Consider the following 23,427-nt stretch of genomic DNA (forward strand, 5'->3'; position numbering starts at 1 on the left):
ATCCTCGCCTGCTCAAAGTGCCGGCTCGTCCTCGACCTTCGCCGGCCTTGAACCACTGTCACCCACACCTTATCGGCGTCCGGATTTTGATCTGAATGCGCTCACGCCCGGGCAACTGGCTGAGGAGAGTAGCGGCTCGGGCCACTGGACCGCAGTTGACGGCTCGGCAATTGCCCAGCCCGGCTCGTCACGCAGATCATCGCAGATCTATGCCGGTCTTGATGACATCGTCGACTTGCAGGACGATGCCGGCTCCGCGCCGCGGTCGGACGCTGCCAGGTCGAGATCGATTGCCGGGCCATCGTCGTCATCGAGCGGCAGGCACCCGGAGCTCGGGCCACAGCTTGGCTCGCGGGAGCAGGCCGATTGGGGAGTAAGGCCCGCCGCCTCGCAGGAAAGTTACGATCAGTCGCAGCTTTGGCAGGAGGTGGACCAAGCCGCAAGGCAAAGACCTGCCCGTCGGGACCGCCCCTGGTCAGAGTGGTCGCCGCAGTCGGATCAAGACATGGGGCCAGCTGGGAGGTCCGCGTCAGCTCGCTCGTCTGATATCTACCGCAGTCTTGACTCCCTGGTCGATTTGCCGTCCACACCGGCCGAGCTGCGTGATGATGCCCATTATGCCCCGCCTTCAGGTACAGCCTCCAACGCTCAGGTTAAGGCGCTCAATCCGCGAGCCTCGTCCCACGACCGCAGCGGGCTGGCACTAGGCGCCACGGAATGGCTGAACGATGAGCATATCCAGAGAGATTACGAACTTCTGGCGCAGGAGCTGCAGAGGGAAAATCCAGATCTCGCCGCCCGAACGCGGCTCGTCGACCCGCTGATAGCCCACTACCATCTGCGCCTGGGCTCCGACAATGCCGCGCTCAGGGCTTTCCAGCGCATCGTCTATGATCGCAATGGCAACGACATTGCCGACTTCATGTTCCTGCCTGTCAACGATGCCAGCGCTACCGATCCCGAACGCCGCGGCAGCCACTGGTCGCTGCTTATGGTTGATCGACGCGAGCGGGAAAGGCCGGTTGCCTATCATTACGACTCCGCCGGGCGGCTCAACGACCAGCCCGCGGCACAGCTCGCACGACGGCTGGGAGCCCACCTGGTGCCCACCCGTATCACCCAGCAGCAGAACGGCTACGATTGCGGCGTCTTTGTGCTTGACGGCACCAGGGCGCTGGTCGGACGACTGGGGCAAAGGCGGCAGCCAGCCAGGCTGCACCTCGACTATCTTGCCGTTGATCGGCGGGCACTGCAAAACCGACTGCGGGGCTGATGTGCCAGTTGAGATCGGTGTTACGCCGGATTGTTTCTACGGCGCAGATTACCCGCAGATCTACCACAAGGCCGGCGCATGGCGGGGTAGGTCGAAAGCCCCTCAGGGCGACTGGAGACGTGCCTCGCGCCTATCGCCTTCTCAACCTCAGATGATCAGCACCGCGCCGCAAAGGCGGTCCCCGCTACAGCGCTAGTTGAAGAGCGCGCGGGCGACCGCCTTTGCTCTCTCCAGCGCTTCAGCTCGCGTCGGTTTTCGACCGTCGTCGACAACAGATGACAAACCGCTCAGCGGCAGTCAGCTGGCACCTCGAACTGTGTCCACGCCGAGGTGAAGTGGTTCAAAGCCAGCAAAGGTTTCGGCTTCGTTGCACTCGCCGACGGCGCGGACGCATATCTTCATATGCGGGTGGTGGAGGCGGCCGGATGCCGCAGTGGCGCGCATCTCAAGGTTATCCTTGAGGAAAGGCCAAAGGGCCGTCAGGTGGCGCAAAGGTAGAGGTCGTGAAAGCGTCAACTCCTCAGCGTGTAGCGGACCGATCCAGTGTTGGGGTTGTGTCCCATCAGGTGGTGTAGCTGAGGGTTATGAAGCCGCTCGCGAGCGCGCCGTTAGCAGCGCTGTAGAGTGAGCGGCGTGTCGGTGGTCATCGGCGCTTTCCGGTAGGGTTTGGTTGTTGACGCCAACCCATTTCGGAAGGACCACCGATGACCGACGACATGATGAACCTGCGCACGCTCGTGGAGAAGACCCCGGATGCCGATCTGCTGCGCGAGATGATCGGCTTTGCCGCCGAGCGGCTGATGGAACTGGAGGTGGGCGCGGCCACCGGTGCCGGCTATGGCGAGAAGAGCGCGCTGCGGCTCGCTCAACGCAACGGCTACCGCGAGCGGGATTGGGAGACGCGAGCGGGAAGCGTCGAGCTGCGCATTCCCAAGCTCAGGAAGGGCTCCTACTTCCCGAGCTTCCTCGAACCGCGCCGCATGGCCGAGAAGGCGCTCACCGCCGTCATCCAGGAAGCCTATGTGCAGGGCATCTCGACGCGCTCGGTCGACGACCTGGTCAAGGCGATGGGGATGAGCGGCATCTCCAAGAGCCAGGTCTCGCGGCTGTGCGAGGAGATCGACGGCAAGGTGAAGGCCTTCCTCGAGCGGCCGATCGAGGGCGATTGGCCCTACATCTGGATCGATGCCACCTACCTGAAGGTCCGCCGCGGCGGCCGCATTGTCTCGGTCGCCGTCATCATCGCCGTCGGCGTCAACACCGACGGCCGCCGCGAGGTTCTGGGCATGGAGGTCGGCACCTCGGAGGCCGAGCCGATCTGGACCGAGTTCCTGCGCAAGCTGACCCGTCGCGGCCTGCGCGGCGTCAAGCTGGTCGTCTCCGACGCGCATGAAGGCCTCAAGGCGGCCGTCACCAAGGTGCTCAGCGCGACATGGCAACGCTGTCGCGTCCACTTCATGAGGAACGTGCTGGCGCACGCCGGCAAGAGCGGCCGCAGGGTCGTCTCGGCCTTCATCGCCACCGCCTTCGCCCAGGAAACGCCCGAGGCCGCGAGCACCCAATGGCGCGCCGTGGCTGATCAGATCCGGCCCAAGGTGCCGAAGCTGGCGACAATCATGGATGACGCCGAGCCCGACGTGCTGGCCTACATGACCTTCCCGAAGGAACATCGCGCCAAGCTCCACTCGACGGATCCGATCGAGCGGCTCAACGGCGAGATTAAGCGGCGCACCGAGGTCGTCGGAATCTTCCCGAACGACGATGCGATCGTGCGCCTCGTCGGCGCAATCCTGCTCGAACAGAACGATGAATGGGCAGTGCAGCGGGCCAGATATATGACCCTGGAAACGATCAGCCAGATGAGCGATGATCCCCTGATCAGCCTGCCAGCCGTGGCGCGCTGATCAGCCCGGCCCATGCCGGAGAGCGCGGCGACCAATGCCGCCAGCTACACCACCCCGCGGGACATGATCCAGTGTTGGACTGGGCCCCCAGTCGGAGATCTCAGGCACCGTTAAGTTTTACAATCCTGAAAGGGGCTGCGGCTTCATTGCACTAAAAGCGGCGAGAAGGATATTTCGTTCATGCCTCTGCGCTGACCCGGTCTGGGCTCGCTGCGCTGGTTGAAGGGCAAAAAGTATTCGCCGAATGCGCGGCAGGCAAAAGAGGTCTGGAACGCATTCGGCTCGCATAGCTCATCGCTCGGGCAGCCGATTCTGGGTAAGGAGCCCGCTGCCGGAAGGCGACAGCGGGCTCGCATCGAAAACAGCGCACGAAGGGACAGCGCTGAATTCACGCCGGCATGCACTTCAGGGACGTGCAATGCCGACACCGGGACCTTACAGGCCGAAGAGCTCATCGCAATGCACAAAATCTTTTCGCATGTGCGAAATTGTCAACACCACAGTTGCGCCAGGAATAATTATTCGCTGAACAATTGAGGCTGTCGCGTAGCCATCACGGTGCCCAGTATATTGTTGTTGGTCCGATAATTGCGTCCTCAGAGGAACTGGCTTGGGAGGGGGAGAAATGGGTCCAAGATGCGGTTGCCCTATCGGCGCCCGCCACCTGTTGAGGAAATGGCTACCAACTAGGATACTGTTCAGCGCCTAAACTGCCGATGGCAAAAGCGGCGACTTTGAACATTGCGCAGGGCCCGGGCGTTCTTGGTCTGAGTTCGGTTGGGCAGGCAAATTACATGACGCGCAGATTGCTCCGCATGGCGCAGCTGCGAGGAACTTACCCCCATTCACCGAGACACAGCAGTATCGCTGGCCGGCTATCTGGAAGCACCGCCACAGCAGCTCCGGTTCGGAGGGAGCACCCGCTTGGTGGTGCTCTCGCCTTCGAGGCTTACACGCTGATTTAGTCTAGCCAGCCGATGCTGCGGAAAGGGTAGGGGGACCTATCCGCCACCGCCGGCCAGACAATGAGCGATACCGCACCAGCCATGCTGGCCCCTGGTTCGGGAGCGTGAACGGCAACGTGCCGAACCACCGCTCCCTTGCGATCGCATTGGCCAAGGCTGGGGAGTGAAACCCGACAATGTCCGACAACCGACATGGTCGGTTTGGGTGCGAACGCGTTGCCCGCAAGTCATTTCTGCCTGGCACGTTCCATGCTTACCCGATCTGTCGAACGCGTAGCGCACCAAGGAGCAAAACAGAGTCATGACGATGTTCGCTGCAAACCCCGGCGGCTGGGTTTCCAAGACCCTGCTGGTAACCATCTTAGCCTTCACCGGGATCAGGTCGCCAATGGCCGGCGAAAAGTCTCCATCCGATTTCCTGCTCCGCAATGGCATGGAAGTGGTGGTCATTCCTGACCATCGCGCTCCGATCGTCACCCACATGGTCTGGTACAAGGTCGGCAGTGCCGACGAGCCGCCCGGCAAATCCGGCATCGCGCATTTCTTCGAGCATCTGATGTTCAAGGCCACCGCCAACCACGCCGCCGGCGAGCTCGATCGTGCGGTGTCCGAGATCGGCGGCTCCAAGAATGCCTTTACCTACTACGACTTCACCGCTTTCCACGAGACCGTGCCGCCCTCGGCGCTGGGCCAGATGATGAGCTATGAGGCCGACCGCATGCGCAACCTCGTCCTCACCGACGACGTCATCAAGACTGAACGCGACGTGATTCTCGAGGAGCGCCGCTCGCGCATCGAAAATAATCCGCAGGCGGTGCTCACAGAGGAGCTTGATGCTACGCTCTGGCAAAATCAGCCTTATCGCATCTCGGTCGTCGGCTGGATGCAGGAAATCCAACAGCTCAACCGAGAGGACGCGAAGGCGTTTTACGACGCCCACTACCACCCAAATAGCGCGGTGCTGGTGGTGGTGGGCGATGTCGATCCCGACGCCGTGAAGGCAATGGCCGAAAGGACCTACGGCAAGATCGCGCGTGGACCGGATCTGCCGCCGCGCATCCGCCCCGTGGAGCCGGAGCAGAACACCAGACGCACGGTGACGCTCACCGATGCGCGCGTCTCGGTGCCGAGCTTTTCCACGCAATGGGTGGTGCCATCCTATCATACGGCCAAACCCGGCGAGGCGGAGGCGCTCGACCTGCTGGCCGAGATCCTCGGCGGCGGCAACCGCAGCCGGCTGTATCAGGAGCTCGTCGTCAAGCAGGGAATCGCCTCCTCGGCGGCCGCCTATTTCCAGGGCACGATGCTCGATGCCACCAACTTCACCGTCTATGGCGCCCCGCGCGGCGACGCCAAGCTCAGCGATGTCGAGGCGGCGGTCGATGCCCAGATCGCCCGCATCGTCAAGGACGGCGTGTGCGACGATGAGCTGGAGCGGGCCAAGACCCGCTACGTTCGTTCGATGATTTTCACCCGCGACAAACAGGACGAAATGGCCAATCTGTACGGCTGGACGCTCGCTACCGGCGGCAATGTGAAGGACGTTCAGGAATGGCCGGACCGCATCCGCAAGGTCACGGCGGAAGAGGTCAAGGCGGCCGCCGCCCGCTACCTCGTGCTCGACCACTCGACCACCGGCTATCTCTTGCCCCAGCAACAGGCGGGGAATTGATGATGAGCCTGGTCCTTGAACGGATGAGCGGCGTTCCTTCCCCCGCGAGGGGAGAAGGAACGGTGGTGCGCGCCATCGCCACTCTGTGCTTTGCCCTGTTCTTCCTGTCGCTGCCGGCGCTTGACGCGCGCGCCGCGATGAACATCCAGGAGGTCAGGTCGAAGAAGGGCGTCACCGCCTGGCTGGTGGAAGACCATTCCATACCGCTGATTGCCATCCGCTTCGTCTTCGATGGCGGCACCGCCCAGGATCCCGTCGGCAAGGAAGGGCTGGTCAATCTGATGACCGGCCTGTTCGACGAAGGCGCAGGCGACCTCGATAGCGAGGCCTTCCAGCAGAAGCTCGACGATGCCGGCGCCGAGATAAGTTTCCAGGCGGCGCGCGACGGGACCTACGGCTGGATGCGCATGCTGTCCGATCACAAGGACGAAGCTTTCGGCCTGCTGAAGCTGACGGTCAACAGCCCGCGCTTCGACCAGGCGCCGATCGACCGCATCCGCAGCCAGATCCTCTCCGGCATCCTTGCCAACGAGCGCGATCCCAATACGGTGGCGCAGCAGCGCTGGCTGCGCGCCATCTACGGCCAGCATCCCTATTCGCGGCCGGACGAAGGGACCAAGCAGAGCTTGGCCACCATCACGGCCGCAGACATCAGGGCTTTTCACAAAGCGAATTTTGCCCGCGGCGGCCTGCATGTGGCGGTGGTGGGCGATATCGACGCCGCCACGTTGAGCGGCAAGCTGGACGAGGTGTTCGGCGATCTGCCGCAGAAGCAGACGCTGGCTCCCGTGGAAGACGTCAAACTCAAGCTCGGCCAGCAGCTCGAAGTCAATTACGACCTGCCGCAGACCTCGCTGCAGCTTGCCTGGCCCGGCGTGAAACCGAACGCGCGAGATTTCTTCGCTGCCGCGCTAATGAATGAGATCCTCGGCGGTTCGACCTTCACCTCGCGCCTCTTCGAGGAGGTGCGCGAGAAGCGCGGCCTTGCCTATGGCGTCAGCTCGAAGCTAGTCGATCACGAGCATTCCAACGCGCTATTGGTGACGACTGCGACGCGCTCCGATCGGGCCGCCGAGACGCTTTCGATCGTGCGCAAGGTGGTGAAGGACATGGCCGAGAAGGGGCCGACCGAGGAGGAGCTCGCGGCGACCAAGAAATACCTGATCGGCTCGTTTGCGATTAACCACCTCAAGTCTTCGGATTCGATTGCGGCGACACTGGTCGGGCTACAGCGCGACAATTTCGCCATGGACTATATCAAAAACCGCGCTGCGCTGATCGACGCCGTATCTCTGGAGGATGTCAGGACGGAGGCTAGGAAGCTTCTGTCGGCCGATCCGACCGTCATGATCGTCGGGCCGCCGCTCAACCGATATTAAAGGATGAGCGGCAGCTTCCTTGCTGGTTAGCAAGGCAGCCAATCGCTTAAGCTTGCATCACCTGTCTCCTGGCGCTAATGCCGCCCTCTTTCTGCGGCGTATGCCTACGACAAAAAATGCGAGCGCACGCGATCCGCGCGGCCCGCAATGATAAGTCGAGCTGTGGCGTCTAAGCTGACGCCTCAACATCGTAGATCGGCCACCTCCGATTGCTAGGTACCGAGGCACAGCCGTCCCGGCGCCGGCTTGCCGCGCCAGCATTGACTGACTTTGAGGTTCTGAGCGCGCTGATTCCTCCCGGGTCAGCCGCGCCAGCTTCTACGATCCCGAGATCAATCGCAGCTACGGCATGATGGCATCCCATTATGGCGTCGGCGTTCTTCCAGCACGGCCGGATCAACGCGACCCAGGATCAGACCGAAACTGGCCGCTTTCAAATCGGAACGGCGGCCGGAATGAAATCGGAATGACTGGCCGGCTTCAAATCGGAATCGATGGCCGGCTTCGTCGGAATACGCATCCAGGCCTGCCTTCGGCCCCATTTGGTCGATGAGCTTCAGCGCCGAATTGATTGTCAATTCCGGCAGGGACGACTCCTAGGCCGCTTTTTTTGATACCCACGATCGCGCGACGCCGCAGTGAGCCGCGCGACGTCGCGGTGTGCAAGGAGAGTTGGTCGGCGGGAGTGTATGCGTTGCTCTGGAATCACCCGCTCTCGATTGTTGTGCTCTTATGAATCTCAGACATAGACGCGTGGAACGTGGTCCCGGAGCTGAGCATACAGCCCGACGATGTCAGTGCCCCACCAGGTGGCGACCTCATGCTGTGTGATGGTCTGATCTCCCTGCTGCCCGAGCAAGAGCACCTGATCGCCGAAACAAGCATCGGGGATGTCCGTGAGGTCGATACGGAGATGTTCTAAATGAACCGGCGGCAGCAGAGGCGCACGCCGGCCTCTCACCAGTGCCTCAGCGCCGGGCGGGAGCTGACGCGGCAGCCCGTCTCCCCAACCGATACCGAGCACTCCGACGACCATTCCTTGCTGGTAGCCAGGCAGGTCCGGCGCCGTCCCGAGCGAGGAGTCGGTCCGCTTGATTGAAACCAGAGAGCTCGAAATGGCTTTAAGAGCCGGCCGCAGGGTGACAGGCCGGGTGGAATGATCCGTGTCGGAGACACCAATGAACAAGGCGCCGGGATCGACGGCATCGAAATCCATCTCAGGGTATCGAAGTACACCCACCGTGCTCGCCACCATCGCAATGGGAGGTCGTGTCCCAGAAGCATTGGCCGATTGAAGAATCTGCTGCAAACGGGAGCGCTGTTCGCTTACATGGAAGGGCGTCTCCGAAGGCAGTTCGCTGAGATGCGCATAAAGCCCTTCGACATCGACATCGTCATAAGCATGGCCGGCCGCGAGCAATGCGCTGACAGCCGACGGCGCTGCCCCCGACCTGTAAAAGCCAAGATCAACCTTTACAAAGACCCGCGTGCTGTCCATTGCGGCACGCCAGCGTTCCAGTTCCTCGAGGCTGGAGATTGTGACTGTAAGCCCGAGCCGTTCGATGATGTCGGCCGATGACGGCAGAGGTCCGGGATAGAGCAGGATTGGAAGCTCGACTCCCATATGCCTTATCGCGACCGCATCTGGCAGCGCAGCGACGCCGAAGCCGTCAACCCCCTCTGCAGCCAGAGCTGAAGCCACCGGTCCGGCGCCGCACCCATAACCGTTGCGCTTCAGGCACGCGAAAATCCGTACTGCCGCGGGCAGGTGTGCGCGAAGCTGGCGATAATTGTGCCTGATCGCGTCTAGGTCGATCTCGTACCAGCTGCCGCGCAGCGGCGTGCGGTGGGGGTCAGAGGCGGCGGGTGGACCGCAATGTATCAGTGTCTGATAGTCAAGCTGCAAAGTTTTTCCGATACCGTCTAAGTGTTGGTGATAGGTGGGTTCCTAACCGCGTTCGGGAGCATTCCACCCTCAAGGAGGCAATTTAACCATCAGAGGCAAGGCCATCAGTGTTGGCAAGCGCATGCCCTCAGGGAGCTTGCGGGCCTCTCTTAGCGTGCGCCGCTTTTGCTTGTCAGGTAGCCTTGCGGCCAAGTCCCATTGACTTGGCAAGCGAAGAACGGGCGGCGGCGTAATTCGGGGCCACCATCGGATAGTCAGCCGGCAGGCCCCATTTGGCGCGGTATTCGTCCGGCGTCAGGCCATAGTGAACGGAAAGATGCCGCTTCAGCGACTTGAACTTCTTCCCGTCCTCCAAGCTGATGATGTAGTCCGGCGTGACGGACTTCCTAATGGGCACCGCTGGCGTGAGAGCTTCCGGCTTTTCCGCCGCGCCGCCGCCGGCACTCTTCAACGCTCCGTGCACTCGATCGATCAGGGCCGGGAGATCGCCGACCGGGACTGGATTGTTCGAGACATAGGCTGAGACCACCTCGGCGGTCAGCTCGATAAGGGCGCTGGTGTTGTCGTCGGTTTCTTCCATCGCGGTGCACTCCTTGCCTGAAGCAATGTCGCCGAAGCTCTCGTTTTTTAACGGTGGCGCGGCATGAACGCAACGAAGTCCGCGGGTAACGGGGTCGGGTTGAAAGTCCACGGAGGCTTTTTCCCACCGACGGCCCCGGAAGCGCGCGATTATCGCCGCCCTCCCGGGCTCTACAAGGTCATGAAGTTTATCGGACCCCTCTAGGTCCGCTTTACCATGGTGTCGGGTTGCGCGATTGTCGGCGCTATGGATACAGGCGAGCGATGCGCCAGACGAAGAAGGCATTGCCTTTCGTGCCGAGCGAATTTCACGCTTCGACAGTCGAGGATTCCAAAGGCGTGATTGGCATTCTCTCGATTCACACCACGGAAGGCCTTTTTGGATATCGCGCTCGACGCCGCACGCTGCCGATGCAATCCTGAAGGCCCATCTGTTCGATCCGGTCGAAACTGCCTGTATAAAAAAGAGCCCGGTCGTAAGCCGGGCACAGGAGTTACACGGGAACGCGGGCCAACCGGCGGGATCAGCCGTGCCTTAGCCTGCAGCCACATCATGACGGCTGAATTAAGTCTCGCTAGGCAACACTTGGCGGCCGAGCGCAAACGCCTCGAATCCTGCGGCGTGGGTGAACTGGACAGCAGCCGATCAGCTGTGACCAAATCGGGAACCGCGGGTCCCAGCGAGTCAGATAGCGTTTAGCGAGTCTGCCGATTTTCCTGGTCCGAAGGGGCCCTCCTTCCTGGTGCGGGCAGAGGTTCCCAGTGGGCTGTGCAAATGTATGGACACATCGCCGGACAGGCTCTGGATGCGGTCTCAAAGGTCTGCGAATGTGCACCAGATGGCGGGCCGACCTAGCTTGGCGGTCTCCGGCAATCGCGCAGGCGCGACAGCTGCCGCCGGGCTGAGTAGCTTCGCTTCCGCAACGCACGGGCAGGGGCGGCTCGAGCCGTCCATCCGGCGGGAGGAGATAGAGTTGGTCCGATTCGGATGGCGACGCGAGCCGCAAGCGAGCCCTATCGTGAATTGTCCGGCGATGACAAATTACGAAATGTATAGGCCTTCGTCCGAACGTGATCTGAGGGAACCGACCCCCCGGTCCTGCCCGGTGAAATTGGCCGAGCCGACCGACTTGGAATCTTCCGGCTTTGCCGCCCAATGCCCGGACTAATCCAAGATCAGTGGCAATAACAGCCGTCCATCCCCGCCGCCTCGACGGTTCAGATGGGGATTTTTGTGCTGGAATAGATCGGACTGTCGGTCGCTACGCGATAGTCGTGAAGCCGCGTTTCGCCCTGCTCGCGTCTTGGTAGCGACCATCGCACGACGTTCGGAGACCCGCCTACCATGATAGAAGAAAAAGTCGGTTTTTGTACGCTGTGTAAGTCACGGTGTGGCACCATCAACGTCGTCGAAAACAACTGGCTCAAAAAGGTGGTGCCAAATCCTGATCATCCGACCGGCAAGGCAGTTTGCCTCAAGGGCCGATCGGCGCCGGAAATCGTCCACAATTCAAGGCGTCTTAGGCGCCGCTCCGGCGCACGACGTCGAAGAGTGATCCCAGATCCGCAGTGGGTGCAGGTTTCTTGGGACGAAGCACTCGATGAGATCGCTGATCGGTTGAAGGGCCATGTTGCCCGAGGCGGTCCGAGTCAGTCGCCTTCGCGGTAACCTCGGGATCGTCATCCCCGTTGTCGGACAGCACCCTATTGGATCCTGCGATTCGGAGAGCTTATTGAACGCGCGGCGTTCGATAGGGATTTCGTGCGAGATTGGACGAATGCTCCATGTCTTGTCAGGTCGGACAACGATCGCTTGGCGCGGAGCCTGTAGGGCGAAATCCTTATCATGCCTTGCAGGCTGTGCGCCGGGATCTTCGCCTCGGGCGGAAGCAGGACTGCTGTGAAGGCGAGTTCCGCCGACAGTCGCCTCGTCGCATGACCCCCTTTGCGCTTGAAGCCAGTTTCGCCGGTCGCCTGGTAGAGCAGCTCGTCATTGACACGCAGCAGCTTTTCCCTGCCTGGCATCTGGCCGCTTCTGGAGCCTGACAGCCCGGCCATTGAGCCGGCGCTCGGGCGCAGGCATGGACGCGGGGCGCGTTGACGCCGCAAGAAATTGCCGATTGCTTCATTTGAAGCGGAAAAGGCGGATTTCGAAATCTTTAGGTAACACGCCTCCCCGATAAGCGCGTGGTGACGGCTCCCGACGGCTTATAGAGGACGTGTGACAGGCGATGTTTATTGGAGTTTGGCCTTTGGCTCGGCTCGGGCCTGATCAGGGGCTTGGCTGATGGGCAGCGCGACTCCTGTGCCAGCCCTATGACCGAGCCGGTGTTGGAGTGCCTGCCGACCGATGACGAGGTTGTCGAGGTGCAGCCTGGCTGGCTGCCGCCTTTGCCCCAGTCGTCCGACCAGCGCCCTGGTGCCGTCAAGCACAAAGACACCGCAATCATAGCCGTTCTGCTGCTGGGTTATGCGGGCCGGCTCCAGGCGGGCTCCCAGCCGTCGTGCGAGCTGTGCCGCGGGCTGGTCGTTGAGCCGCCCGGCGGAGTCGTAATGATAGGCAACCGGCCTTTCCCGCTCGCGTCGATCAACCATAAGCAGCGACCAGTGGCTGCCGCGGCGTTCGGGATCGGTAGCGCTGGCATCGTTGACAGGCAGGAACATGAAGTCGGCAATGTCGTTGCCATTGCGATCATAGACGATGCGCTGGAAAGCCCTGAGCGCGGCATTGTCGGAGCCCAGGCGCAGATGGTAGTGGGCTATCAGCGGGTCGACGAGCCGCGTTCGGGCGGCGAGATCTGGATTTTCCCTCTGCAGCTCCTGCGCCAGCAGCTCGTAGTCCCTCTGAATATGCTCATCGCTCAGCCATTGCGTGGCGTCGAGCGCCAGTCCGCTGCGGTCGTGAGACGAGGCTTGCGGATCGAGCGCCTCAACCTGAGCGTCGGAGGCTGTACCTGGAGGCGGCGGGGCATAATGGGCATCATCACGCAGCTCGGCCGGTGTGGACGGCAAATCGACCAGGGAGTCAAGACCGCGGTAGATGTCTGACGAGCGAGCTGACGTGGATTTCGGCGTTGGCCACGTAGTCGCGTCAAAATCAGACGGAATCTGCGGCGACCAATTCGAGTCGGAGCCGGCAGATTCCCGCCGCCCAGCTTGGTCCACCTCCTGCCAAAGTTGCGACTGATCGTAACTTTCCTGCGAGGCGGCAGGCCTTACCCCCAAATCGGCCTGCTCCCGCGAGCCAAGCTGTGGCCCGAGCTCCGGGTGCCTGCCATGTGCAGCGCTCGACGCCGCCGAACCTTCGCCAGGCACGCTCGATGAGGGCGATGGCCCGGCAATCGAACTCGACCTGACAGCGTGCGACCGCGGCGCGGAGCCGGCATCGTCCTGTAAGTCGACGATGTCATCAAGACCGGCATAGATCTGCGATGATCTACGTGACGAGCCGGGCTTGGCAATTGCCGAGCCATCACCTGCGGTCCAATGGCCCAAGCCGCTACCCTCCTCAGCCAGTTGCCCGGGCGTGAGCGCATTCAGATCAAAATCCGGACGCCGATAAGGTGTGGGTGACAGTGGTTCAAGGCCGGCGAAGGTCGAGGACGAGCCGGCACTTTGAGCAGGCGAGGATGGGGGCGGCACGGGGGCCAATTCTGGCGGCAGCGATGTCGTCTGATGGAACTGCGGCACATTGGTAGCCATTGGCGCGCCACGCTGTGCGGCCTCTTCTTCATGGAAGGCTCGCAACACGTCCCAGGCCGGGTCGCTCGGGGACATGGGGATGGGCGAGAAGGCGACGGCCGAGGCGCTCTGCACAGTTCCAGTGGGCGGGCCGCTTGGCTGCTCGCGCGGGGCCGCTTGCCCATGGGCTGCCAAGCCCAGCGCATTGTTGGCTGCGACCATTTGCCGGTATTTCTGCAGAAAGCCCCAGGCTGTGCCGAAACGGGGGCCTGCGTTCTTCTTGTATTCGTCAACCGCCCGGCTCAGCACCGCGGGTTCAATCTGGGCAATGCCCTTGCCGAAGTTCTGACTGAGCCACTCGTTGAAACGACACAAATGACTCCGATAGCTATTTAGCGTCTCTTTTCCGTACCTGCTTGCAGCTGACCGACATGCATCTTCGATCACCTGGTTCTCTTCGTTGACGGGGCGAGTTTTAGCTGTTGTGACAGTCTGTCCGGCAGAATGCTGCCGCAGCCTTCCCAATGCCACGTTGATGTCGCTCAGTAGTACGGCATCGTTGCCCGCGAAGTTCTTCGCCAGGCCGTCCAGCTGCTCGTCCTCAATCCGACCGTGGATTTGGCTCTGGTGGTTCTCGTCAAGCCATGTGCTGAACTTGCGCAGCGCCGCTAGATCGCCTCCCAAGGTTGGTGCTTTGAGGCGGGCCACGGCTTCTGCCCGGTATTGGGCGAAGAGTTCCTCATCGTCCTTCGTGCCGGGTCGAACAGTCGAAGCAGCCGTCACAGGCTGTCCGGCAGAATGTTGCCGGAGCCTCTTCAGCGCCGGGTTGATACGCGCGCTCTCGCGCTCCGCGAAGTCCTTCACCAGTGCGTCCAACCCCGGGTCCTCAATCCGGCCGGCGATCTGGGTCCGATGGTTCTCGTCAAGCCATGTGCTGAACTTGCGCAGCGCTGTTATATCGCCAGTGATCGATTTCTTGCTCACCTTTGTTGTAGCCTCGGCACGGTAGGCGGCAAAAAGCGCCTCGTCCGGGTGCTCGCGGCCGCGCTTGCGGCTGCGCGTTTGCTGAACGACGGAAGCCTGGTGCGGCGCCGCGGCCGGCATTGTATGGCGTGCGCCGGTCAAATCGCCCTGTTGATTGGCCGCAGGCCGATATGCGTCCGCGACGACGTGAGGGAGGCTCACGACATCGGGTGCGCTTCCAAAGCCCGTGGCGGGCAGGTTGACCCGCGGCGGCGGGATGGAACTCGAAGCTTCGTAACCGCCCCCAATCGCTGCGCGGCTCCGCGGCTGATCGACACTTTGCGCCGGTGAGTGGACCACCCGCTGCGCATCCTGCCAGAACTGCGCCGACGCGAAACTTGCAGCCGCAAACGGCCCGGCGCGATCGGCGGCGGCAAAGAGCTCGTCTTGGTCAAAACTCTGCGCAGGTGAGTGAGCTGGTGGAGCAAAGGGCAACTGCGAACCGCCTTCCGCGTCCTCCTCTTGCAGCATGCTCGGTCCAACCGCATCTGCATGTGAGCCGGTCCGCCGCCTGGCGAGACGGCTGTTTGGAACGGCTTGCCGATGCTGGCCCGGCGGCAACGCGTTCAGATGCTCCTGAAAACGCGCCTGGTCGGTCTGCTGCTGCGAGCCTGCATCGTCTGTGCGGGCGAGATCTGAGACGCGGGATGGATTGACGTTGTTAAAGGGATCCATGCTATCTTCTTTTGCCTGTTCCGAGCAGCTCAAGCCGCCCTGGCGGCTGGAAACGTTTAGTTCGCGCATAAAGCCGCGGATAGGCCGCGAGATGATCCGTGAAACGATTGCGCGACCTGAGCCGCCCGGCTGAGTCGGAGCGTAGCTTGGCTGACCTGACAACAAGCTGACGCGCTATGAGAGCTCAGCATCATCTGAGCGATGCTGAATCAGAAGTTGCGCCGGTCCGTGACATCATAATGTTTCACGATCCCCAGACGAGCTTAGTCATTCAGGCGGACTTGACGGCTACGGCTACGGAGCCGACCCCACAACGACCAGCCCGCGGCACAGCTCGCACAACGGCTGGGAGCCCGCCTGGAGCCGGCCCGCGTAACCCAGCAGCAGAACGGTTATAATTGCGGCGTCTTTGTGCTTGACGGCAACCAGGGCGCTGGTCGGACGACTGGGGCAAAGGCTGCAGCCAGCCAGGCTGCACCTCGACAACCTCGTCATCGATCGGCAGGCACTCCAACACCGACTCGGTCATAGGGCTGGTACAGGAGTCGCGCTGCCCATCAACCAAGCCTCCGATCAGGCCCGAGCCGAGCTAATGGCTTCCTTCAGAAGCAGAGAGCGATCTGACGCAGGGCGTTAATTCTCAGTGGCTACCGTCAAAGCAGATCAGTGCTAGACGTCGTGTTCCGAGGCGAAGATCGGTGGCCGCCCCGCACGTACGGAGGGCGAGCCATGGGAGAGTATAGCGAAGCATTTGTTGCGTTGGATGTAGCCATCACCGCAACCGGCTCCGACGCTGCGCTATTTGGTGGCTCCGCGTCTTCGCCGGTTGCTCAACCCACGCCACACGACGTAACAGAAACGGTCGAGGCTCTAATCGCCACGGGATGACAACTCAGTGGCAGGTCAAGTGATCGCAAGGTTGCACCGAGCGAGTGCCCAGCCTACTTCACCTCCTCAAAAGCAGAACTCTATTCTTCGCGGAATGCGCGATTGATCTGATCAGACAGGGGCTTGAGAAAATAGGAAAGCGCTGTCCGCTGGCCCGCGTGGATCATCGCTTCGGCCGGCATGCCTGGGATCAATGTCAGATCCTTGATCTTCGTCAGTTCAAAACGCGGAACTGACAGGCGCACCAGATAGTAAGAAATGCCGTTTTTTTCATTCGTCGTCAGATCGGCCGCTATCCAGCTTACATATCCGGTCAACTCCGGTGTGGTTCTCAAGTTGAAGGCCGACATCCGCAACACGGCTCGTTGACCAAGGCGTATCTGGTCGATGTCTTTCGGAGAGATCTGTACTTCCAGAAGAAGATCGTCGCCATCAGGCACAATCAGCATGATCGGATCGGCGGGTCTGATCACACCACCAACCGTATGGACAGCAAGCTGTTGGATGATTCCTGAGTGCGGCGCGACGATATCGGTTCGCCGAAGCTCATCCTCAGCAGCTACCTTGCGTTCTAGGAATTCCTCCACTTGGGCCTGGACCTGTATGAGTTCCTTGCCGACTTCCGTCTTGAGATCTTGATCAATCTGCAGGATTTGCAGACGAGTTTCGGCAATACGGGCCGCCGTCTGTGCCTGGTTCGCGACCGTTTCACCACGTTGACCGCTTAAGGTGGCAGCCTGCGACTTGAGGCTGTTTAAGCGTTGGTCCGAGACAATGCCTTGTTCGCGCAGCCTACTCAAAGCAGCAATTTCATGTCCGAGAATGTCAATACCTTTCTCAAATGCAATCTGCTGCGCTTTGAGGCCCTCGATCTCATGCTTATATTGCGCGATCCGCTCGGCCAGCTGCGACTTTTCTCCTTCGCGGGATTGCCTGCGAAATTCGAATAACTTCCGCTCACCGAGTATTGCGGAGGCCGCCGACGAAATATCTCGCCGCTTGAGCAACCATTCCGGCAAGACGATCTCTGCCAGATCGTCACGCTCGGCTTCGAGCCGTGCTAGCCGGGATGCCAACTCATCGAGTCGCTTAATGATGATGGCTAGATTGGCGCGTGGCTGAGTGGCATCAAGTCGCATGACAACGTCGCCTGTCTTGACTCTATTGCCCTCACGCACGAGGATTTCTTTCACCACCCCACCGGTCGGGTGCTGCACTTTTTTTATGTATGAATCGACGACAAAGTGTCCGGACGCGACGACCGCACCAGACAGATTCGTCACTGAAGCCCAGGCTCCCGCTCCTCCGAGAACGGTGATGCTCAAAAAAAGTGCTGTCAGTAAGTTTCGGCGAATAGAACGGGAAGCGTCGGCTTTCGTGTCAATTTCAGACATCGCAATCCTCGGGCAGCCTAGGTCTTTATGTGGACACAGCGCACTTGGATGCAGACGCAATCCCCCGAGCAGATGCCTTCCCAACATCGGTCGCAGACACATCCTTGGATTCACTTCGTGGCGGCGTCGCTGCTCTTCTCTGCAAGACAGTGGAAAGCACTTCATCGCGCGGACCGAAGGCTCTTTGGCGCCCACCTTCGAGCATCAATATGCAATCGACGGCGGCGATAGCGCTGGGGCGATGTGCGACGACAACGGCAATGCCGTTGCGCACACGAACGGAATTGATCGCCTCGACCACGGCGATCTCGCCTTCCGCATCAAGGTTGGCATTGGGTTCATCAAACACGACTAGGAAGGGATCGCGATAAAGAGCTCGGGCAAGACCGATACGCTGACGCTGCCCGGCGGAAAGTGCCGAGCCAGCTTCACCGATCTGAGTTTCATAGCCATGTTCAAATCTGAGGATCAGTTCGTGTGCACCCGCTGCTTTTGCCGCAGCCACGATAGCCTCAGAATCAGGATTGTCATCAAAACGACAGATGTTTTCGCCGATGGTTCCGTCAAACAATTCAACGCCCTGAGGCAAATAACCGAGATGGCGGCCCAGTGCTTCTCGGTTCCATTGATCGAGGCTCGCGCCGTCGATGCAAACCTTTCCGGCGGAGGGCCCCCAGGCGCCGATGAGGGCGCGCGCGAGAGTTGACTTGCCAGAACCCGATGGGCCGATAACCCCGAGTGCGCTTCCCGCTTGAACGGCAAACGCAACGCCTGCCACGGTGGGCTTCTTCTCGCCGGGCGGGACGATCATCACGCCTTCGACGCGCAGTTCGCGTTCAGGAGCGGGCAATGGCATGACCGAAGCGGTTTGAGGCATCTTGGCCATGAGGTCCTTCAGCCGTGCCCAACTCTGGTGCGCCAGAAGCAAAGTTTTCCAGCTTGAAATCGCCAAATCGACTGGAGCCAAGGCCCGGCCCATCATAATGGAGCTGGCAATCATCACCCCAGCGGTAGCTTCACGTGCGATGACGAGGTAGGCGGCAACGGCGAGGATCGCCGATTGCAGCATCATGCGTAGCGACTTTGAAATCCCGCCGAGCCCAGCTGCCACATCTCCGGCCTTACGATTGGCAGCAAGATATTTGGCATTCACCTTATGCCATCGGGCAGCGATCCGACTTCCAAGGCCCAGAGCCTCTATGACCTCGGCATTGCGGCGCGCTGCTTCCAGTAGGCCGTTGCGGACCATGTTGTGGTTGACTGCATCACGTGTGGCCCGCCGGGAGCATGCGTTAGTTAGAGCCGTTAGGGAAACCAGGAGGACCGCCCCGACAAGCGCCGTCATGCCGATCCAGAAGTGAAAAAGGAAGCAAATGCTGAGATAAAGCGGCATCCATGGCAGATCGAAGAACGCCGCGGGGCCGTTTCCGGCTAGAAACCCGCGAACGTTGTCGAGGTCGCGAAGCGGCTGCAAGCCATCGCCCGGTCTGCGTGTTAAAAGGGGCAAGCGAACAATTGCCTCATGAACGCGTCCGGAAAACTCCCCGTCGAAACGCTCGCCGATCCGCAGCAGTACGCGTGCGCGCAGAATGTCGAGCAGGGATTGGAATGCATAAAGTCCCGCAGTAAGCACGACGAGACCCAGCAACGTCGGTACGCTGCCGCTCGCCAGAACGCGGTCATACACCTGCAGCATGAACAGAGGCGAAGTCAGCGCAAGCAAGTTGATCACGCCACTGATTGAGAAAATTGCCCAAATGGTGGCCGTTAGGGCGAAAGGCCTCGAGGAGGTCTGCTCTTTGTTCGCTGAAATTTTCAAGAAGGGACCCCCTAGGAAAGGCCTTCGTTCATAAGCACCGTCGGGGCTGGGATCTGCCACTTTTTGGGCCCGCAAAACCGGCCTACGTCACCGGCGACACCAACTCCTGACACACGGCGACTGCTCAGCGCGGGAATGCTTAGTCCTGGCGTCTTGGAGGAGACCAAGGTGAAGTCAGACCCAGTCAGATGCAGCGCCTCAATGTCTGCTACACTGTTAACAGCGCTCGGTCGTCATCCTCCATGCGAAGTTCATTTCGACCGTCGCCGAAATGATAATTAAGCCCTCTCCGCCGAAGACTTTGTCGTTGTCCGCGCCGCCGAAGGCTCGGTCGATGCCCCCACCGGCCGAGATGGAGTCTTTGCCAGCACGGCCGTCGATCCGAGCATTACCTTGGAGAAATCTAAGATTAAGTCGTCACCGCTACTGCCGTACGGGGTATTGGCTGCGGGCCCAGCTTCGATAGGCGTTGCCACCGCATATACTCCTCACGATTGCTTTCAAAGCACTCTTGTGTCGCTGCTCGAATTTGTAAAATCGATTGATTGGATAGGATGCATTCAGTCTCTGGATGTCCTCCGGGTAGCGCGCCGCATCACACCCTCGAAGCTGGATTGGCTCTACGCCCCACTGCCCCGTGGGACACAAGGGAACGGCAGCTTGTGATGAGTTTTGCCCCGAAAGCAGCCGCCCGCTTTCAGCCCTGGACTACGTCACTTAGCAATGACCCACTTGTTTGCACTTTCATGATTCCTGCGCGAGGCGTCGTTTATCGATACCGCGCAAGAAATCGGCCGGGCATCCATGCGGACACCCGACCGAGTTGCCTGAGCTGATAAGCCCATTCGCAATCAAGGAAGCACAAAGCACTTTTCCCGGATCTGCTCTCCAGGGCTATTTCTTGACCGCTGCCGAGAGTTCCTGGTTTGCTCCAAGATTAAGGCAGCGACGACGACTCACTTCACGATTGGCCGCAACCAATATCGTCACTGATCCAAACAATCACGCCGCCTTGATAGCCAACACCGCATTGGTGCCCGCGAACGCAAAACTATTGGAAAGCGTCACCTTGACTTTCCGCTCCCGCGCCACGTTGGGGGTAACGTCTAGATCGCAATCTGGATCTGGTTCGTCATAGTTGGCGGTAGGCGGTACGATCCCATGCCGAATTGCCATCACGCAGGCGATCAGCTCCAGTGCACCCGAGGCCCCGAGGCAGTGGGCATGCATCGATTTGGTCGAGGATACCGACATTCGATAGGCGTGGTCGCCGAACGCTCGCTTGATTGCTGCGGTCTCGATCTGATCGTTTGGCTTAGTGCCGGTGCCGTGAGCGTTCAGGTAATCGACCTCCTCCGGGACCAGACCCGCGTCGGCTAGACAAGCGCGGATCGCCGCCTCGGGACCCTCAATGGTCTGTGCCGCGATGTCGAAAGCGTCGGCCGAAAGGCCCGCACCGGCCAATTCCGCCAATATTTCAGCGCCTCTAGCGCGGGCATGGTCGTAACTTTCCAAGACTATCATGCCTGCGCCTTCGCCGAGAACAGCGCCCTGCCTGTTCGCGGAAAAAGGCCGGCAAGTGTCGGGCGATAGCACTCGCATAGCCTCCCACGATTTCACTACTCCCCAAACCAATGGCGCATCGGCGCCACCTGCCACCATCACATCAGCGCGGCCCCACCTAATCTGGTCGACGGCGGAGGCAATGGCATGGTTAGAGGAGGAACAAGCCGAAGTGACGCCGTAGACGGGACCGCGCAGTCCAAGGTCCATGCTGACATGTCCAGCAGCGGCGCCCGGCATGACCTTGGGCGCGGTGAAGGCCCCGGTCCTCTTTCTGCCGTGGAGCAGCATAGCCCGGTAATCTTGCTCAATCGCCTCCCATCCGCAGACGCCCACACCGACCGTCGCACCCAGGCGATAGCGGTTTTTGTCAGACGCGGTCAGCCCTGCTTGCTGGACTGCTTCGCGAGCGGCAAGCACTGCAAGCACGCTGAACCGATCCATCGAAAGAGCTTGCTTACGCTCGATCTCATGCTGAGGAAGATTGCGGATGGCGCATCCCGTGCGCGCGGTGATGTCGTGCAGCGAGGGACCGCTCAACACGCCGATTGCTGAACGGCCGTCGCACATGGCGGCCCAAATATCGGCAGCACAGCTGCCGAGCCCACAAATCCCGCCTATGCCGGTGATAACAACGCGCTTGTTCATTGTCAGTGCTCATTAAGCGCACGGACGGCTTCGACCACGCTGCCCACGTTCCGCAAATCGCTCCAGGCCTCAGTAATGTCCGTTTCGATCTGGATCCCGTATTTCGTCTCAAGATCAAACAGGATGCCCGCCATTTCCAGCGGATGGATGCCCAAATCAGTCAGCTTCGTCTCAAGAGTAATCGGATTCCCATCCGGTTCAGCGTGCTTGCAGATCTCCGCCAGGATTTCGGCCGTAAGCTGGTTAGTCATGCCTTTCACCTCCCGTCTGGCGGCCGACCATGAATCTCGGTGACGCGAAAGATTCACCGATCAGCATTGTTGTGATGCAAAATTTCGCGCTATTGGGGAAATTGATATTTTGGATAAGAATCATTCAAGCAATGGATGGTGTGCCTAATAGCCCAGAGGCGGACTCCGAACTATTTGTTTGCGACCGGCGTCGGGTTGGAATAGCCGCCCAGCATCACCGGAATACTCATTTTGAAGGGCGTCGTTCACAAATCGCATTTTTCCTGTACATAGTGATGTGCTAGAATTTCAGGACGCCGGAAATAGTATCGCTAGTCGATCCGGGTACACGCAGTCATATTGCGCTTTCGCTTGAGCCGCCTTTGCACCCGGCTCAACGTACCCTTATCGGTTCGCGGTCGACCCGAATGCACAGCGACCAACCAGCTCGATCTCGATTCCGGCCATCCCGCGCCGGCAGGCGTGCCGACGGCAGTTCCCCGATCTGCTCGTCGCTGGCCTCACAGGCAGCAACGGCAGCAGGACTGGCTTTTCGGCGGGAGGGCTCTTACGCCAGCGAAACGGCTGGCTCGTATTGATCTGCGGCCCGCGCCGGGCAGGGAACCGGAGTGTCCAGTTGCGCCTCCTGGCGGAGATGACAGGCGGCCACTCGCCGCAAAGCACACCGCCGAAACGCTGAGCAGATCCAAAGTTGTGCAAATCATACCGTAGCCTTCGGCTATGGCACCAGGCGAGATGCCTCCTCCAACAAAATCTTCCGCATCCAGATGCTTGCCGGATCGCCATTCTGAAGCGCAGGCCACTGCATCGCCAGAGTGAACACCGGCAACGAGAGCGGAAGTTCGACGACGCGCAGCGGTAGTGTTTTTGCGAAATGCTCAACCAGCCTCAAGGGCATGGTCCCAATGCGACTGGTGCCCGGTAGCATCAGAGGGATCATGCTGAACCCCTGCACGACCACCTCGGCCCGCCTCTTGAGGCCATGCTCGATCAAAAACCACTCGTCAATGGATGGCTTGAGCGAACGTCCAAATCTGGCCATTACGTGACCCATTGACATATATTTTTCGAACGTGAGCTTTCTCGACAGTTCCTTGTTTGTCCGACAGCCCACACAGGCGAGTGTATCGTCGAAAAGCTTCGCTTTTGGATGCCCGCTTAACAGGAACATTTCAGGGAGTATCAGAAAATCGGCGTCACCGCGCCGGAAAATTTCTTCCATATCGTCAGCGAGAGGCAGGAGTTCGAAGCTGACGAAAGGGGCTTCTCGCGCAACACGGTCAATGACCCCCTGAAAGAAAACGATCGTCATGTAATCGGAAAGGATGACCCTAAAACAGCGATCGGATTTCCGCGGATTAAATTCCTCCCAGGAAATAACCGAGAGCTGTATATGCAGCAGCGCCTCGCGGACCGGCGAGGCGAGCGCCTCGGCTCGCGGTGTCGGGATGAGTTCACGGCCTTTCATTGTAAAAAGCTCATCACCAAAATAGCCGCGCAGCCGGGCGACAGCCGCGCTCATGGCTGGTTGGCTAAGGTGGATACTGCGAGCCGCCGCTGTGAGGTTACGCTCAATCATCAAAGCGTCGAGCGCGACGAGGAGATTCAGATCAAGGCCTTTAAACCGCATTTCAATTCCAATCTAGCGCATGGATGGATGTCATCCAAGCAATAGATTTCACCAATGTCACGAGACGCCACATTTGAAAAGTGTCTTTAAATGCAAATCGGGGAGGCAAAACGAAGCAGCCGACCGCCCGGGAGCTCATTAGCTCTGGCCCGAGATGTGCTGCAAGGGTCCTGCGCC

At 60.3% G+C, this 23,427-nt stretch carries 17 protein-coding genes; 8 read left to right on the top strand and 9 right to left on the bottom strand.

The window, feature by feature from the left end; genetic code table 11:
- The 5 genes from RFM68_RS30830 to RFM68_RS30850 form a co-directional block, all read left to right on the top strand.
- Positions 1-1,273, top strand: a 1,273-nt coding sequence (locus RFM68_RS30830; RefSeq protein ID WP_320236754.1) for a Ulp1 family isopeptidase, incomplete at its 5' end; no start/stop codon positions are given.
- Positions 1,274-1,603: 330 nt separating this feature from the next.
- A complete protein-coding gene (locus RFM68_RS30835) occupies positions 1,604-1,771 on the top strand; it encodes a cold-shock protein (RefSeq protein ID WP_320236755.1) in 168 nt (55 codons plus the stop codon).
- Positions 1,772-1,977: 206 nt separating this feature from the next.
- Positions 1,978-3,177 (top strand): IS256 family transposase, encoded by a 1,200-nt coding sequence (locus RFM68_RS30840; RefSeq protein ID WP_320236756.1) that lies wholly within the window; start codon positions 1,978-1,980, stop codon positions 3,175-3,177.
- A 1,266-nt stretch (positions 3,178-4,443) separates the two neighbouring features.
- Positions 4,444-5,814, top strand: a complete 1,371-nt coding sequence (locus RFM68_RS30845; protein ID WP_430694983.1) for a M16 family metallopeptidase — start codon at positions 4,444-4,446, stop codon at positions 5,812-5,814.
- Positions 5,814-7,193, top strand: a complete 1,380-nt coding sequence (locus RFM68_RS30850; protein WP_430694984.1) for a M16 family metallopeptidase — start codon at positions 5,814-5,816, stop codon at positions 7,191-7,193. Before RFM68_RS30845 ends, RFM68_RS30850 begins: the two co-directional genes overlap by 1 nt.
- 739 nt (positions 7,194-7,932) lie before the next feature.
- Here RFM68_RS30850 and alr read toward each other — a convergent pair.
- Together alr and RFM68_RS30860 are read right to left on the bottom strand one after the other, a co-directional pair.
- On the bottom strand, positions 7,933-9,099 hold the full coding sequence (gene alr, locus RFM68_RS30855) for an alanine racemase (protein ID WP_320217784.1): 1,167 nt from the start codon (positions 9,097-9,099) through the stop codon (positions 7,933-7,935).
- 172 nt (positions 9,100-9,271) lie between these two features.
- On the bottom strand, positions 9,272-9,679 hold the full coding sequence (locus RFM68_RS30860; protein ID WP_320217783.1) for a Ros/MucR family transcriptional regulator: 408 nt from the start codon (positions 9,677-9,679) through the stop codon (positions 9,272-9,274).
- Between the two features lie 263 nt (positions 9,680-9,942).
- On the opposite strand from RFM68_RS30860, the gene RFM68_RS30865 reads away from it, so the two are divergent.
- Both RFM68_RS30865 and RFM68_RS30870 read left to right on the top strand, forming a co-directional pair.
- A complete protein-coding gene (locus tag RFM68_RS30865; RefSeq protein ID WP_320236758.1) occupies positions 9,943-10,101 on the top strand; it encodes a hypothetical protein in 159 nt (52 codons plus the stop codon).
- A 922-nt stretch (positions 10,102-11,023) separates the two neighbouring features.
- A complete protein-coding gene (locus tag RFM68_RS30870) occupies positions 11,024-11,347 on the top strand; it encodes a hypothetical protein (RefSeq protein ID WP_320236759.1) in 324 nt (107 codons plus the stop codon).
- A gap of 566 nt (positions 11,348-11,913) precedes the next feature.
- Here the strand turns inward: RFM68_RS30870 and RFM68_RS30875 are convergent.
- The 6 genes from RFM68_RS30875 to RFM68_RS30900 all read right to left on the bottom strand — a co-directional run bounded on the left by RFM68_RS30875 (position 11,914) and on the right by RFM68_RS30900 (position 21,620).
- On the bottom strand, positions 11,914-15,057 hold the full coding sequence (locus RFM68_RS30875; protein WP_320236760.1) for a Ulp1 family isopeptidase: 3,144 nt from the start codon (positions 15,055-15,057) through the stop codon (positions 11,914-11,916).
- 968 nt (positions 15,058-16,025) lie between these two features.
- On the bottom strand, positions 16,026-17,339 hold the full coding sequence (locus RFM68_RS30880; RefSeq protein ID WP_320236761.1) for an HlyD family type I secretion periplasmic adaptor subunit: 1,314 nt from the start codon (positions 17,337-17,339) through the stop codon (positions 16,026-16,028).
- A 25-nt stretch (positions 17,340-17,364) separates the two neighbouring features.
- Positions 17,365-19,098, bottom strand: a complete 1,734-nt coding sequence (locus RFM68_RS30885) for a type I secretion system permease/ATPase (protein ID WP_320236792.1) — start codon at positions 19,096-19,098, stop codon at positions 17,365-17,367.
- 276 nt (positions 19,099-19,374) lie between these two features.
- Positions 19,375-19,539 carry a hypothetical protein gene (locus RFM68_RS30890; protein WP_320236793.1) on the bottom strand — a complete coding sequence of 55 codons (165 nt, stop codon included), beginning with the start codon at positions 19,537-19,539 and terminating at the stop codon, positions 19,375-19,377.
- 621 nt (positions 19,540-20,160) lie between these two features.
- On the bottom strand, positions 20,161-21,369 hold the full coding sequence (locus RFM68_RS30895) for a beta-ketoacyl-[acyl-carrier-protein] synthase family protein (RefSeq protein WP_320236762.1): 1,209 nt from the start codon (positions 21,367-21,369) through the stop codon (positions 20,161-20,163).
- A gap of 2 nt (positions 21,370-21,371) precedes the next feature.
- Positions 21,372-21,620: an acyl carrier protein gene (locus RFM68_RS30900; protein WP_320236763.1), complete on the bottom strand. Its 249-nt coding sequence runs from the start codon at positions 21,618-21,620 to the stop codon at positions 21,372-21,374.
- A gap of 29 nt (positions 21,621-21,649) precedes the next feature.
- On the opposite strand from RFM68_RS30900, the gene RFM68_RS30905 reads away from it, so the two are divergent.
- Positions 21,650-21,904, top strand: coding sequence for a hypothetical protein (locus RFM68_RS30905; protein ID WP_320236764.1), 255 nt, complete (start codon positions 21,650-21,652; stop codon positions 21,902-21,904).
- 434 nt (positions 21,905-22,338) lie between these two features.
- On the opposite strand, the gene RFM68_RS30910 is transcribed toward RFM68_RS30905, so the two are convergent.
- Positions 22,339-23,250, bottom strand: coding sequence for a LysR family transcriptional regulator (locus RFM68_RS30910; protein WP_320229389.1), 912 nt, complete (start codon positions 23,248-23,250; stop codon positions 22,339-22,341).
- Positions 23,251-23,427 lie beyond the last annotated feature (177 nt).

Source organism: Mesorhizobium montanum (genome assembly GCF_033977145.1).
In the GTDB taxonomy this organism is placed as follows: Bacteria; Pseudomonadota; Alphaproteobacteria; order Rhizobiales; family Rhizobiaceae; genus Mesorhizobium; species Mesorhizobium montanum.